Origin of the sequence: Dictyobacter alpinus, from assembly GCF_003967575.1 — a bacterium.
GTDB classification, from domain to species: Bacteria; Chloroflexota; Ktedonobacteria; order Ktedonobacterales; family Ktedonobacteraceae; genus Dictyobacter; species Dictyobacter alpinus.
This window is the reverse complement of record NZ_BIFT01000002.1, coordinates 3,052,363-3,064,644: the sequence shown is the minus strand read 5'-3', so window position 1 is coordinate 3,064,644 and position 12,282 is coordinate 3,052,363. Positions and strand designations below refer to the sequence as shown.

Below are 12,282 nucleotides of genomic sequence, written 5' to 3'. Positions count from 1 at the left end.
TCACCTTAAAACAGATGGAGCTACCTATGTTTATTGATACCTTTGATCTGACCAGATGGAACCGCATCAGTGTAAGCCTTGGAGGAAGCGTTTGGATGTTGATACTGTTCGCCAGGTTGTTTGGTTGGATCATGCTCGACGACCTGGATCTCATACTTCTCCTGGCTCTGTGCGTCATTACACCGTTAGCGGTCCCGCTGGCAACACTTCCCAGGAAGCCTTGCTTGTCTGGTGATCTCTGTGGTCTCGTCATTTTTCTACAACCCTTTGCGACACTCATTGGGGGAGCTTCTTTGCTGCTTGGCAGGGGACTGCTCGCTGCTGCCGCTGCCGCCGTATGGCTCCTGTTCACAGCGTTGATTGCCCTGATCGGTGTGCTCCTGCTTTTCCAGAAACGTGGCAGATCTCTCCCCGACGCCTGTCTGGCTGTGGCGTTGGCTTATGTGCCAATCGGCGGAACGTGGTTGGTGCTGGATCGTTTAGGTCTCCAGCCACTCAGTTTCAGTCAGACCATCGTTTTACTTACCGCTGTCCATTTTCACTTTATCACGCTGGCGGCACTCATAATAACGGGCCTCACCGGTCGAGCTATCCTGGCAACACGGCGCGAGATTCCATGGAAAACATATCGAGTCACCGCTATGTGCATGCTTCTCAATCCGCTGCTCGTAGCCACAGGGATTACCATTACTCAGATCACTGGCGTGAGCTTTTTGGAGTCTGCCGGGGCTTGCCTCTTAGCACTCAGTATGATACTGATAGCGCTGCTTAATCTGATCTGCATAGTTCCTACCACTGCTCCTTTGCTTGCCCGTGGGCTTCTGGCCTTTTCGAGCACTGCGGTGGCAATTACGATGCTATTTGCCGGGGCTTACGTTCTGGGAAATGTGACAGGGTTCTGGACCATTACCATCTCTCAAATGATCGTGATACATGGATGGATAAATGCGCTGGTCTTTGGACTCTGTGGATTACTCGGCTGGCGACTCAGAGTAGAGGCAGAGAAGGCGTAAAATATGCGAATCATCATTACTGGTGGAACAGGGCTCATCGGGAGGTCGCTCGTGGATTTGCTGGCACACGGCAGCGATGAGGTCATTGTCCTGAGTCGCAATCCCACCCTGGCTGCTCAGATGTTTCAGCAACAAGGACTGGCGAATATCCAGACAATGGGTTGGGACGCTCAGACTGATCAGGGATGGGGAGAACTGATCAGCAAAGACTGCGCCATTGTCAACCTGGCTGGTGCAAGTCCAGCTCATTGGCGCTGGACACAGTCGTACCGGGCATGTATTCTTGAGAGCCGGTTGCGTGCCGGGGAGGCGGTAATGCAGGCAATTGAACGCTATGGGCCACCGGAAGTGCTGGTACAAGCCTCAGCATCAGGGTATTACGGGGATCGCGGGCAAGAAATCCTCACGGAAGCGAGCACCTCTGGTCGGGGCTTCCGTGCTCAGGTGTGCCAGCAATGGGAAGCATCTACTATCCACGCCCAGACCAGGCACTGCATTGTGCGGACAGGTCTCGTCCTTGATACACACGAGGGTGCCCTCCCTCCACTTTTGCATTTTGCCCAGCTCCTGGGAAGCCAGTTGGGCGATGGACAGCAGTGGATTCCCTGGATTCACAAAAAAGATGTGGCCAAAGCGATCCAGTTCCTACTTGCGCATCGTCTGCTTTCTGGCTCGTTCAATCTGTGTGCGCCAGAAGCCGTGACGAATAGGGATTTTATCCGCAAGGTGCAACATGTTCTGAAGCGGTTCCCTGTGTTCCCGATGCCAGCCTTTGCCTTGCGAGTACTCTTGGGGGAGTTGTCAACCGTCGTGTTGGACAGCCAACACCTTCTGCCTCAACGCTTGGTGGAGGCTCATTTCCTCTTCGACTATCCCCGGCTTGATCAGGCACTGTACCACCTGCTGCAAGGGGAAAAGGAGCTTCCAGTTGCATGAGCATACCGTATACGCAAGGAAAATAATGGATACGCACGACTTCTCTGTTAAAACGGACCAATCGGGACCTGCACCGCAAGTTTCGTCAGGTCTTCACCTTGGGCAGTCACACAGGAGCCGAAGTGACCATCTACTTGCAAGTTCGGCGGCTGCTGCTCGATGGCCCGGGGGAAGCTAGTGGAAAACCTCGCACGCACTCTATTTCGAGCTGCGAAATCTCCACCCTTAACGAGGGATACATTATCAAATAATCTGGCTATAGCAAAGGACACTTAATATGCGCACTTCACTTGAAGCGAAACATCCTGTTCTTGCGGCTATCTCCATTGGACTCGGCGGATGAAAACAAGCCCCCATACCTTTCTTAAAGTACAATTTCTTTAGCTATCTGGCAAGCAGGGTATTGCTTAATAACTGAAAATACAATAAAAGCATACGTACAGTATATTGATAAATTATTATATACGTATGCTTTTATTCAGGAAACGGGCCACAAAAAAGCTTTAGTCGCGGGAAATGGCGCGCATGCCAGTTTCACTATAGCGGGCTCCAGCGCTCTTTCCAATGCTGGCTTCTAATTGGGACATCTCTTCCGGGCTTAAAGCAATCTCGGTTGCGGCAATATTCTCTTCCAGGTACTTCAAGCGTTTGGTGCCAGGAATAGGCACGATGTCGTTACCTTTGTGCAGCAGCCATGCAAGGGCGATCTGACCCGGGGTAGCATGTTTGGTTGCGGCCAGTTGTCTGACAAGCTCAACCAGTTCCACATTGCGGGCAAAATTCTCTCCCTGGAAACGTGGATCACTACGACGAAAGTCATTCGCATCCAGATCCTGTACTTTCTTGATTTCACCGGTCAGGAAGCCACGCCCCAGTGGACTGTAGGCCACAAAACCTATCCCCAGTTCACGCAGGGTTGGCAGTATTTCAGCTTCGGGATCACGCTCCCAGAGTGAGTACTCGGTTTGCAAAGCGGTAATAGGATGGACCGCGTGGGCACGGCGTAACGTCTTCGGGCCGACCTCTGATAGTCCAATATGGCGAATCTTGCCCTGCTTGATTAGTTCAGCCAGTGCGCCAACTGTCTCTTCGATCGGCACTTGCGGATCCAAACGATGCTGATAATACAGGTCAATATATTCAGTATCCAGACGCTGTAAGGACTCATCGACCACTTTGAAAATATGATCAGGACGACTATTGAGGCTGCGCTCACCATTTACGGACCAGACCCAGCCGAATTTGGTCGCGATAACCACGGAGTCGCGCCGTCCCTTTAAGGCACGTCCCACCAGCTTTTCATTGAGGAAGGGACCATACGACTCGGCTGTATCAAAAAAAGTCACTCCTAAATCAATGGCTTTATGGATCAGATCAATCGCCTCATTCTCAGCTGCGGGTGCTCCATAGAAACTTGTCAGTCCCATACAACCAAACCCTTCCGCCGAGACCTTTAGATCCGTTTTGCCCAGTGTTCGTTGTTGCACTCTTTCCATCCTTTCTCATTCTAGCATTATACAACTGCCTCCACGCTCTATAACTAGAGGCAGAATATATGGGCATCTTATGGTCAACCAGACTACGGTGCCCCTATACATACACTACAAGTCTACGCTTTAAAGCACACTCTACGTCAAGAGGCAACCATACTACCAACCAGGTCACACCAGCATCCCATCTAATCAGACGCCAGTTTTTCGGGAGATTCCTTTGCATACCCCTGCCCTCAAATAGGAATCTCCACCAATGTCGTACTGTACTTTACAACATACACATGCATCTCTATAATGGTTAGCAAGATAGAAACTTATTAATTTATAAATACTATTTATATGCTCACCAATAAATGGATTTAAAGGAGATTATGCCATGCCGCCGGAAGAAATCGTCGGTCATTCGCTGGGTAATTACAGCATTGTGCGGCCAGTGGGTCAGGGAGGTATGGCGACTGTATTTCTTGCTAAGGATACTCGCTTAAAACGAGACGTTGCGGTCAAAGTTTTTCGCTCTAAACTTCATGACAATGAGATATTTATGCGCCGGTTCGCGCGTGAGGCCAAGGTCGTTGCTCGTCTGGATCACCCTAATATTCTGACGGTCTATGATTATGGTGAACAGGATGGTCTGGCCTATTTTGTGATGCCTTATCTCACCCAGGGTACTTTACGTGATCGTCTGCACCAACAACAGGTGCTCCCCATTGCGGATGCTCTCAATATAACTATCCAGATCCTACGTGCCCTACAATATGCTCATACCAACAACTTTATCCACCGGGATATTAAACCAGGAAATATCTTGTTCAAGGATGACAATACGCCCGTCCTGAGCGATTTTGGACTGGTTAAGTCTATCCAAAAGGATGATCAGACCGATAAGCTTCTCTCCTCTGTAATTACCCATACTGGCGATGTAAGCATTATGGGTACCCCTCAATATATGGCACCCGAACAGATTCAGGGTCGGCCCGGTCGTGGTAGTGATATTTATAGTGTCGGCATTGTACTCTATGAAATGCTCACTGGCGCACCACCATTCTCAGGCGAGAATACAATTCTTGTCTTAAGTAAGCATCTTTATGAACAGCCATCATCAATGCGTTTGGTGAATTCCACTATTCCACCTGAACTTGATCGTGTGGTACTACGTGCACTGGCCAAAAATGAGTCGGAGCGCTATGCGACTCCTGCCGCATTTATTGCAGCCCTGACTGACGTGGCACAAAAATTTGACACCACAGCCATTTCATCTAACCAACGACAGACATCTTCCTCTTCCTCAGATGAGGAGGCTTCCACAAATCTGTTATCTACGACCCACCCGGACGCTTCTCCCGATTACAGAACGGTCTATCGTCCAGATACCATCGATGCCAAACACCTTACCACACAACCGTATGCGACCCGCGTCCTGTATACATCTGAAAACCAGAAAAAGCGCTCTCCACGCGTCTGGGTCATGCTGCTCTCGTTCTGCCTTGCTCTCGTTGTGTTTGCCTCTGTCGGTGCCTGGTATGCGAGCACACTCCATAGTGCGGCACCTGTGAGCAAAAATACCTTCGTTCCTACCACAAAAACTACGCCTACAGCTAAGGCTACCAATCCCAACACGCTCGCCACCCTCCCAACTTATGATACAAGTTGTCCACCCACGGGACAGGTCCGTAAGCCGAGTCTCTTGAATCTAGCCAATCGGGGCAGCGATGCACAGGTCATTTATTATTCTCATCAGTATAATGCTGCCGACAATAAATTCTCTGGCTCATTGATCCGCTATTCAGCCATTAATGGAAGTAAAACTACCTTACTGACCTCGACTACATTCGCGATCGATCAGGCCGTGTTATCTCCTGATAAACAATGGATTCTTTTCTCGACCTCCGTTGCCAACCAGCCTGCGAAATTACAGCTATTACGCGTCGATGGACAGGGGCTGCAAACGCTGTATTGTACCGCCAATCCGCTCCAGATCAACAGGCTATCGTGGTCTCCTTTTGATGAGACGGAAACGGGCCGCGTCTTTTTTGAAGCCACGGCAGACCCAGCAGGCACAGCGCAGGCTCCACCAGCAATCTCTGCCTATCAGCTTGATGTGCAGAATGGTCAGCTCATGCAGGAAAAACTCGCTACACAAAACATCACCTGGGGAGTGCCTATCGGCTGGTCCGATGCGAGGAGCGTTTATCTTGAAGGACCAGATAGGAGTGTGTATCTCTATCCTCTCTCCCAAAATGGCGAACCATCAGAGGCAAAATTAATTCACAGCGGCTCAACATGTGATAGCTACGCGCAAGATCCTACCACCAGCAGGCCGCACCTGTTTGTAAGCCACTGTACAGGCTTTGGCAATGGTGATTGTAGTGGCGCGTGCTCCAACGCAGGTCCAAGTACCATCACTGATATCAATACTAATACAACCATCTATACATCACAGGATCTTGCCATTGTCGGCATCAGTTCTCTTGACGATGGTAAATTTCTGGCCCTGGTCAAGAATGTTACTGCGGCTCAGTATAGTCCAAACAATGGTCTCTATCTGATCGATCAAAATAACCATGCAACCAATCTTCGTAAAGATGATGGCACAGTCTTTTTCTTCTCTCAACAATCAGCTCTTGATGTCTTCTGTAGTAGCCAGTATCAATGCCCTTATTATGCGGTCCGTATGGGTTCCTCGCAAGCTACAGGACTTGATCAGCTCTTATTCGGCAAGACTGATGGGACGGCACTGTCATCTTTTGCCTCTTCACAAAGCGCCAGCCTGAATATTGCAGGCTGGACACAAATGTAGTGCCGACCCATCGCTATCCTAGAATGCTACTGGTAGTGCCTCAAGTCCACGCAGGATGAAACTACCATGCCAGCGGATCTCTTTTGGCTCGATGTTCAGACGTAGAGCAGGAAAACGCTGGATTAATGCGCTCATAGCGATCTGTCCTTCCAGGCGGGCCAGCGGCGCACCCAGGCAGTAATGGGAGCTCAGGCCAAAGGCCAGGTGCCTGTTATTCTTGCGCGCGATGTCTAGCTGATCAGGATTGTCAAAGTAGCTGGCATCACGATTGGCTGATCCTATCGCGGCCAGGACCATCTCACCACGCGGAATGGTGGTTCCGACGATGGTGATGTCTTCACGCGCATAACGTTCGGTGGCTGTTTCGACAGGACAGACAAAGCGCAGGAGTTCTTCGATGGCTGGTTTGATCAGTTCTGGCTCGTTCTGTAACTTTGCTAGTTGCTCAGGATACTGCAATAGGGCTAATGTGCCGCTGGCAATCAAATTCACCGTTGTTTCATGCCCAGCGATCAGCAACAGGAAGATCATAGCTACGATTTCGTCTTCACTCAACGTGTCGCTACCGTCTTTGGCCTGCACTAATGCTGTAATCAGATCGTCTTTGGGATGAATACGTCGCTCTTTGATCTTTCTCCGCGCATATGACATGAATTGCATAATGGTTGGAATAAGTCTCAAGCTATCCCCGCTCGTTTTTATGGAAACTATCGCATTGCTCCAGCGGTGAAATTTGGTATTGTCCTCGGCTGGTATCCCTAAAATGCGCGCGATCATCGTCAGCGGCAACACCAACGCAAAGTCAGCAAGCAGATCCATCTGGCCTTTGGCCTCGACAGCATCCAACAGTTCATTTGTTAGTTGTTGGATCTGCTCACGCATCTGCTCTACCAGACGTGGCGTAAAGGCTTTATGCACCAGAGCGCGCAATCTGGTGTGATCAGGACTGTCCAGATCGAGCATATTGCGTTCAAGCGGCTTGAACATTGGCGGCATCCAGGGAATCTTTTTCAATTGCTCAGCCGACATGACGTTACGACGGTTCTTGGCAAAACGCTCGTCTTTCAAAACATTCACCACATCATCATAGCGTGTCACCAACCAGGCTCGCTGCTTACTTGGTAACATGATTGGAAATACCGGAGCCTCGGCGCGCAGCTGCGCATAAAATGGAAATGGGTCAGCCTTAAACTGAGCGCTGGTAATATCAACAGGTATAATGCCATTTACCGGCGTTGCTGCCGGTACAGATTGCTTCTTGATCATGATTGATCACTCCCCTTCTGTGCAAATACCGTCTTCGCCGCATCCAGAATCTGATTACGCCGAGCAGCAATGAGTTGTTCCTGTATCGCACCTTTGATAAGCATCTCCCCGGTGAACATCTATTCACCACAATGAATATATACTCATACTGTACGATACAATCTTATGCCTGTCAAACTTCTATTATTTATTATTAGAACAATACAGAACTGAAAGTAGAGTAGAGGGATATATCCGGCAAAGATCCGGGTATATCCCTCTACTCTACTTTCAATTTTACTTTTTTAATGGTCATCAGCTAACTGTATAATCTACTTCATTGTTGTATAAATTCTATTTTTACAGCTATTCAGCTCGATGACGCAGTTTGAGTGTATAGAATCCAACGGTTAGCAGCCAACACAGGTATGAGACTATAAGAAAACGCCCGCACAGACCAGCCAGCACACCAGGACCGAATTTTCCATCATGCGGCAGAAGGAGCATAAATGCAACCATACCCACCAATGTAATGCCAGCAGTAATAAACAGCTGCATGCGCATAGGTTTCCAGGCTGGATGACGCGTTAGTACATAACTCAGCAGGAGCGCAGCTACCGGTGTATAGTCGAGTGAAGCCCCAAAGACGTGCATATTGCCGCTCAAGGTTGCTGCCTCCTGGCTCGTCGCGATTGGATCGGTAGTAAAGATGCCTGCAATAAAGAGTCCAATGGCACCAATGACAAGGATGATCAGACCAAGATAGCCCAAAACAGTCCGGATATATGGAAAGATCGCCACCCCGGCGCTTACCAGGCTTGTCGCCAGCAAGCAGAATGCCAGGTGCATCATCCAGCCAAAAGAACCGAGAGCATACTCACTGATAAAGCGCCATGTTGGATCAAATGCCGGCTCAAGCACATGCAGGCTCAGGAGGAGAAAGACGAAGAGCACTCCTGAGGCGATGGATAGCCGTGCAGCCAGGACTTGAGCGTTGGACACCGGTTTCGTCATTGTGAGTGATTGCGCCATGCTTGACTCCTTCTAGTTTACAACTCTGGTCATCGTAGAACTATATCCACCCCCACCAGGAAAGACCCAGCCGCCTGCGCAGATAGTGCCATCTGCGTTAAACGTTCCCTGGTAGTAAGCAGGAGAGCCTTTCTGCCCTCCCCAGATTATAAGGATATTGTCTTTGAGCTCGTAGACATAATCGAGGGTATCACCAGTCGAGCTATAAAAGCGCGACATGATATCTTTGCCGGACTCTTCACCAAATGGCTTGAGGTGTCCAATCACCTCCAGTCCCTTGATCACGTGTCCGTTATGCTCAAAATCTACATGTTGCAAGAGAAAAAATCCTCCCTCCATCCATTCGTAGCTTACCTGACCCGTTGTATCACCGGAGAGGGTCCAGGTTCCAATCAATTTCTCTAAGCTTTTCAAATCGGCATCAGGCAAAACTGGCAGGTCTGCAACTTGTGGATTTGTCTTCTCTGTCATAGGTGGTCCCTTCCTGTAATCTGGCGAGACCATTTAGCGCTATTCTCAACTCGCCATGCCTATTCATCAACGCTTTACCCGACTGTCATACCAGGGTTTGCAGAAGCTCTTCAAGTCGAGAAAGGAGTTCTCTGGTCCCCTGCTCCATCCCGGAATTGAGATGCGCGTTGCGGTCTTCTTCACTCTGGTAGAGCGATCGACTCATCAGCGTTGTCTTACCGTTATCTTCCTCAAAGGTCAGCGTGACCACGGCTTCATGTCCCGGCATCCCTTCGAAGCCATCCGTGTAGACCAACTTTGTATAGGGCACGACCTCACGATATACTCCTGAGAAGGCATACTCCTGACCGGAAGTATCTTGCAAGACATAACGATAGGCTCCTCCTGGACGCAGATCAATCTGGCAGATTACCAGAGTCATATCCCTGGTTCGATACCAGTGCTGTACATGCTCTGGCCTGGTCCATGCCTCAAAGACTAGTCGAGGGGGTGCGTTAAAGGTCCGTGTGATAACGATCTCTTGATCCGATGGCGTCGCGAGGGTAGTAGCAAAACGCTCTGTCTCAGTCATGTTTCTTCTCTTTCTCTTTCTCCTGCAAACTGTCCAGATAAGTATCCAGATACTGGAACCGCTCATCCCAGAGGTGATGATAGGATTCTAACCATGCATAGACTTCTGCTAATGGTTCAGGCTGTAGCTCATACCAGTGCCGTTGCGCATCCTGGCGCACCCGCACCAACCCCACTTCGCGGAGTACACGCAAATGCTTGGAAATACCCGGCTGACTAATAGAAAGCAAGTCAGTTAACTCCCCCACCGTATGGGGTCGCTCACGGAGTAAGTCCAATATACGTCTGCGCATGGGATCAGCTAATGCATCAAAGGTTGTCATCATAAAATTAATATACCATATTAGTTATATAACTGTCAATGCATATAACCAGATCAGCATATAAAAGCCGCCAACCTTCCCGAAGACTCAGCACGTCAGCATACAGCCTTGATATATAATAGAGTGATTGAATGGGCACCATTGAAATGAGATTGAAAATGAAAATTGTAATTCCTGACGATTACCAGGATGCGGTACGCACCCTTGACTGCTTTGCCAGCTTGACTGGACATGAGGTGACAATCTACAACGATAGCACGCAGGATGTCAAAAAGCTGGCCGAGCGCTTTCAGGATTCCGACGCTCTGGTACTGATCCGCGAACGTACGGCGATCACAGAGGATCTGCTGTCCCAACTCCCTAAACTGAAGTTTATTAGCCAGACTGGTCGCGGTATGCCGCATATAGACCTGGACGCCTGCAATCGCCATGGTATTCCTGTCGCGGCCGGTGGCGGTTCTCCCTATTCTACGGCTGAACTGACCTGGGGACTAATCCTGGCGACGCTACGCCATATTCCACAGGAGGTTGCTAATCTGAAGGCGGGTCGCTGGCAGTCGACGCTAGGACTTGGCTTGCATGGTCGTGTACTTGGTATCTTTGGTTATGGCAATATTGGTAAACTGGTAGCCAATTATGGTCGGGCCTTCGGAATGCAAGTCATCGTATGGGGACGCGAAGGCTCCCTGAGCCGTGCGCAGGCCGATGGCTTCGCGGTCGCCAACAGCCAGCAGCAGCTGTTTGAGCAGGCCGATGTGTTGAGTATCCATGTCAAACTCCTTCCAGAAACACGTGGCATTGTCACAGCCAGCGATCTGCAACGCATGAAGCCCGACGCCCTGTTCGTCAATACCAGCCGGGCCCTATTGGTCGCACCTGACGCACTAGAGGAGGCACTCCACACTGGCCATCCTGGCTATGCGGCCGTCGATGTCTACGAAGTCGAGCCACTCACCACCTCTCCCTTACTTCAAATGGATAACGTTGTGTGTACGCCACACCTTGGCTATGTCGAGAAAGGTAGCTACGAAGTCTATTTTAAGGAGGCCTTCGACAACCTGCTCGCCTTCGCCGCCGGCAATCCCCTCAACATCGTCAATCCACAGGCTCTCGCCTGAAGCCACTTCTACAAATAGAAAAACAGGCCAGGGCATGATGTCCTGGTCTTCTTTCTCACATATCATATCCTAGCTCTTATTGCATCAGCGACTATTCATTCTTGTAAATATCTTAACTGCTATTTACCTATTATAAACGAGACAGGTTTGAGACAATTCTAAAACATAAATAAGACATCTTTATGCTAGTCTATAACAAAGTATTTTTAAAAGCTGGGAGATATTTTATGCTTAAGAATCTGTTTTGGAACCAGAAAGAGCGACGCGTTCGTGCTCTCTGGAGACTGCTATTGCTTTTTATCCTGGGCACTCCTGCGATTTACATAGTTGTCTATGCTCTCTACTTTCCTCTGGCTATTATTTTATTGCTTGTACACTTGAGAATGGCGCTTCCCCTGCTACAACTTGTCAATACTATGTTGGCAAGCGCTGTTGCAACACTTGTACTGACCTGGCTTGTAGTACGTTTTCTTGATCACGATCGTTTTAAGCACTTTGGATATCATCTCAATAAGAATTGGTGGCTTGATTTTATATTTGGATCCTTATTAGGAGTATTCTTAAATAGCGCACTTGTGCTGGTTATGTGGCTAGCTGGCTGGATATCTGTATCACGGCTCTTTTTCAATCAAGTTACAACATTACCTTTTATCGTTGTTCTGGGGGCCTGGTTGCTCAATTTCCTGCTGGTTGCTCTCTTCGAAGAAACATTCGCACGTAGCTATCCACTACGTAACTTTGCTCAGGTCTTCAACACACCATCTATTGGCTCCCGGAGGGCCATCGTACTCTCCTGGTTACTTACATCGCTGCTCTTTGGTTTTGGGCATTATTCTAATCCACATGTCACTTTGCTGGAAATGATCAGCATCAGCATGGCAGGGCTGTTAATGGGACTGGGATACATTTTAACCGGCAATCTCGGTTTTGCCCTCGGTCTGCACATGACCTGGGATTTTACTCAGGGCAACATCTATGGCTTCCCCATCGCTGGACAGACTCCCAACAACCTGGCTTCCCTCTTCATTTTCCACCAGCATGGACCCATCATATGGACCGGTGGCATCGCCGGCCCCGATGGTGGTCTCCTCTCCATCTGTGCCTTCCTGCTTGGCATACTCATCCTCTTGGCCTATATCCGCTGGCGCTATGGAAAAATACAGCTTTTTACACCACTTGCCCTGTATAAAAACGAGCAGACGAAAGCTACCAAGTTAAATAACACAACGAGTCAGGCTGAAATTTAAAGTGTATATTCCAGCCTGACAACTAGCTTAAGCTGAT

Annotated in this window: 12 protein-coding genes; 5 read left to right on the top strand and 7 right to left on the bottom strand. The window is 49.2% G+C overall.

What is annotated here, in order from left to right; translation table 11 throughout:
• The first annotated feature begins 26 nt into the window (after positions 1 to 26).
• Positions 27 to 1,013: a YndJ family transporter gene (locus EL633_RS34805; protein ID WP_161982699.1), complete on the top strand. Its 987-nt coding sequence runs from the start codon at positions 27 to 29 to the stop codon at positions 1,011 to 1,013.
• 3 nt (positions 1,014 to 1,016) lie between these two features.
• Positions 1,017 to 1,949 (top strand): TIGR01777 family oxidoreductase, encoded by a 933-nt coding sequence (locus tag EL633_RS34800; protein ID WP_126631796.1) that lies wholly within the window; start codon positions 1,017 to 1,019, stop codon positions 1,947 to 1,949.
• 503 nt (positions 1,950 to 2,452) lie between these two features.
• On the opposite strand, the gene EL633_RS34795 is transcribed toward EL633_RS34800, so the two are convergent.
• On the bottom strand, positions 2,453 to 3,436 hold the full coding sequence (locus EL633_RS34795; protein WP_126631795.1) for an aldo/keto reductase: 984 nt from the start codon (positions 3,434 to 3,436) through the stop codon (positions 2,453 to 2,455).
• Between the two features lie 382 nt (positions 3,437 to 3,818).
• Between EL633_RS34795 and EL633_RS34790 the strand changes: the two genes are divergently transcribed.
• Positions 3,819 to 6,239: a serine/threonine protein kinase gene (locus EL633_RS34790; RefSeq protein ID WP_126631794.1), complete on the top strand. Its 2,421-nt coding sequence runs from the start codon at positions 3,819 to 3,821 to the stop codon at positions 6,237 to 6,239.
• A gap of 18 nt (positions 6,240 to 6,257) precedes the next feature.
• Here EL633_RS34790 and EL633_RS34785 read toward each other — a convergent pair whose 3' ends face one another.
• The 6 genes from EL633_RS34785 to EL633_RS34765 form a co-directional block, all read right to left on the bottom strand.
• A complete protein-coding gene (locus EL633_RS34785) occupies positions 6,258 to 7,505 on the bottom strand; it encodes a cytochrome P450 family protein (protein WP_126631793.1) in 1,248 nt (415 codons plus the stop codon).
• Complete coding sequence (locus EL633_RS37980; RefSeq protein WP_281275973.1) at positions 7,502 to 7,624, bottom strand: hypothetical protein; 123 nt, start codon at positions 7,622 to 7,624, stop codon at positions 7,502 to 7,504. Before EL633_RS37980 ends, EL633_RS34785 begins: the two co-directional genes overlap by 4 nt.
• Positions 7,625 to 7,850: 226 nt before the next feature.
• Positions 7,851 to 8,516, bottom strand: a complete 666-nt coding sequence (locus tag EL633_RS34780; protein WP_126631792.1) for a DUF998 domain-containing protein — start codon at positions 8,514 to 8,516, stop codon at positions 7,851 to 7,853.
• 12 nt (positions 8,517 to 8,528) lie between these two features.
• Positions 8,529 to 8,987: a hypothetical protein gene (locus EL633_RS34775; RefSeq protein WP_126631791.1), complete on the bottom strand. Its 459-nt coding sequence runs from the start codon at positions 8,985 to 8,987 to the stop codon at positions 8,529 to 8,531.
• 85 nt (positions 8,988 to 9,072) lie between these two features.
• Positions 9,073 to 9,558: an SRPBCC family protein gene (locus EL633_RS34770; RefSeq protein WP_126631790.1), complete on the bottom strand. Its 486-nt coding sequence runs from the start codon at positions 9,556 to 9,558 to the stop codon at positions 9,073 to 9,075.
• Positions 9,551 to 9,883, bottom strand: a complete 333-nt coding sequence (locus EL633_RS34765; RefSeq protein WP_126631789.1) for an ArsR/SmtB family transcription factor — start codon at positions 9,881 to 9,883, stop codon at positions 9,551 to 9,553. The genes EL633_RS34770 and EL633_RS34765 overlap by 8 nt, the downstream gene beginning before the upstream one ends.
• A gap of 155 nt (positions 9,884 to 10,038) precedes the next feature.
• On the opposite strand from EL633_RS34765, the gene EL633_RS34760 reads away from it, so the two are divergent.
• Together EL633_RS34760 and EL633_RS34755 are read left to right on the top strand one after the other, a co-directional pair.
• Positions 10,039 to 10,998, top strand: coding sequence for a D-2-hydroxyacid dehydrogenase family protein (locus EL633_RS34760; protein ID WP_126631788.1), 960 nt, complete (start codon positions 10,039 to 10,041; stop codon positions 10,996 to 10,998).
• A 227-nt stretch (positions 10,999 to 11,225) separates the two neighbouring features.
• Positions 11,226 to 12,245 (top strand): CPBP family intramembrane glutamic endopeptidase, encoded by a 1,020-nt coding sequence (locus tag EL633_RS34755; protein ID WP_161982698.1) that lies wholly within the window; start codon positions 11,226 to 11,228, stop codon positions 12,243 to 12,245.
• Positions 12,246 to 12,282 lie beyond the last annotated feature (37 nt).

Excerpts from the sequence above, each read along its gene's own strand:
- EL633_RS34805 (WP_161982699.1), top strand. The coding sequence starts at position 27 with ATGTTTATTGATACCTTTGATCTGACCAGATGGAACCGCATCAGTGTA.
- EL633_RS34800 (WP_126631796.1), top strand. The coding sequence starts at position 1,017 with ATGCGAATCATCATTACTGGTGGAACAGGGCTCATCGGGAGGTCGCTC.
- EL633_RS34790 (WP_126631794.1), top strand. The coding sequence starts at position 3,819 with ATGCCGCCGGAAGAAATCGTCGGTCATTCGCTGGGTAATTACAGCATT.
- EL633_RS34785 (WP_126631793.1), bottom strand. The coding sequence starts at position 7,505 with ATGATCAAGAAGCAATCTGTACCGGCAGCAACGCCGGTAAATGGCATT.
- EL633_RS37980 (WP_281275973.1), bottom strand. The coding sequence starts at position 7,624 with ATGTTCACCGGGGAGATGCTTATCAAAGGTGCGATACAGGAACAACTC.
- EL633_RS34780 (WP_126631792.1), bottom strand. The coding sequence starts at position 8,516 with ATGGCGCAATCACTCACAATGACGAAACCGGTGTCCAACGCTCAAGTC.
- EL633_RS34775 (WP_126631791.1), bottom strand. The coding sequence starts at position 8,987 with ATGACAGAGAAGACAAATCCACAAGTTGCAGACCTGCCAGTTTTGCCT.
- EL633_RS34770 (WP_126631790.1), bottom strand. The coding sequence starts at position 9,558 with ATGACTGAGACAGAGCGTTTTGCTACTACCCTCGCGACGCCATCGGAT.
- EL633_RS34765 (WP_126631789.1), bottom strand. The coding sequence starts at position 9,883 with ATGATGACAACCTTTGATGCATTAGCTGATCCCATGCGCAGACGTATA.
- EL633_RS34760 (WP_126631788.1), top strand. The coding sequence starts at position 10,039 with ATGAAAATTGTAATTCCTGACGATTACCAGGATGCGGTACGCACCCTT.
- EL633_RS34755 (WP_161982698.1), top strand. The coding sequence starts at position 11,226 with ATGCTTAAGAATCTGTTTTGGAACCAGAAAGAGCGACGCGTTCGTGCT.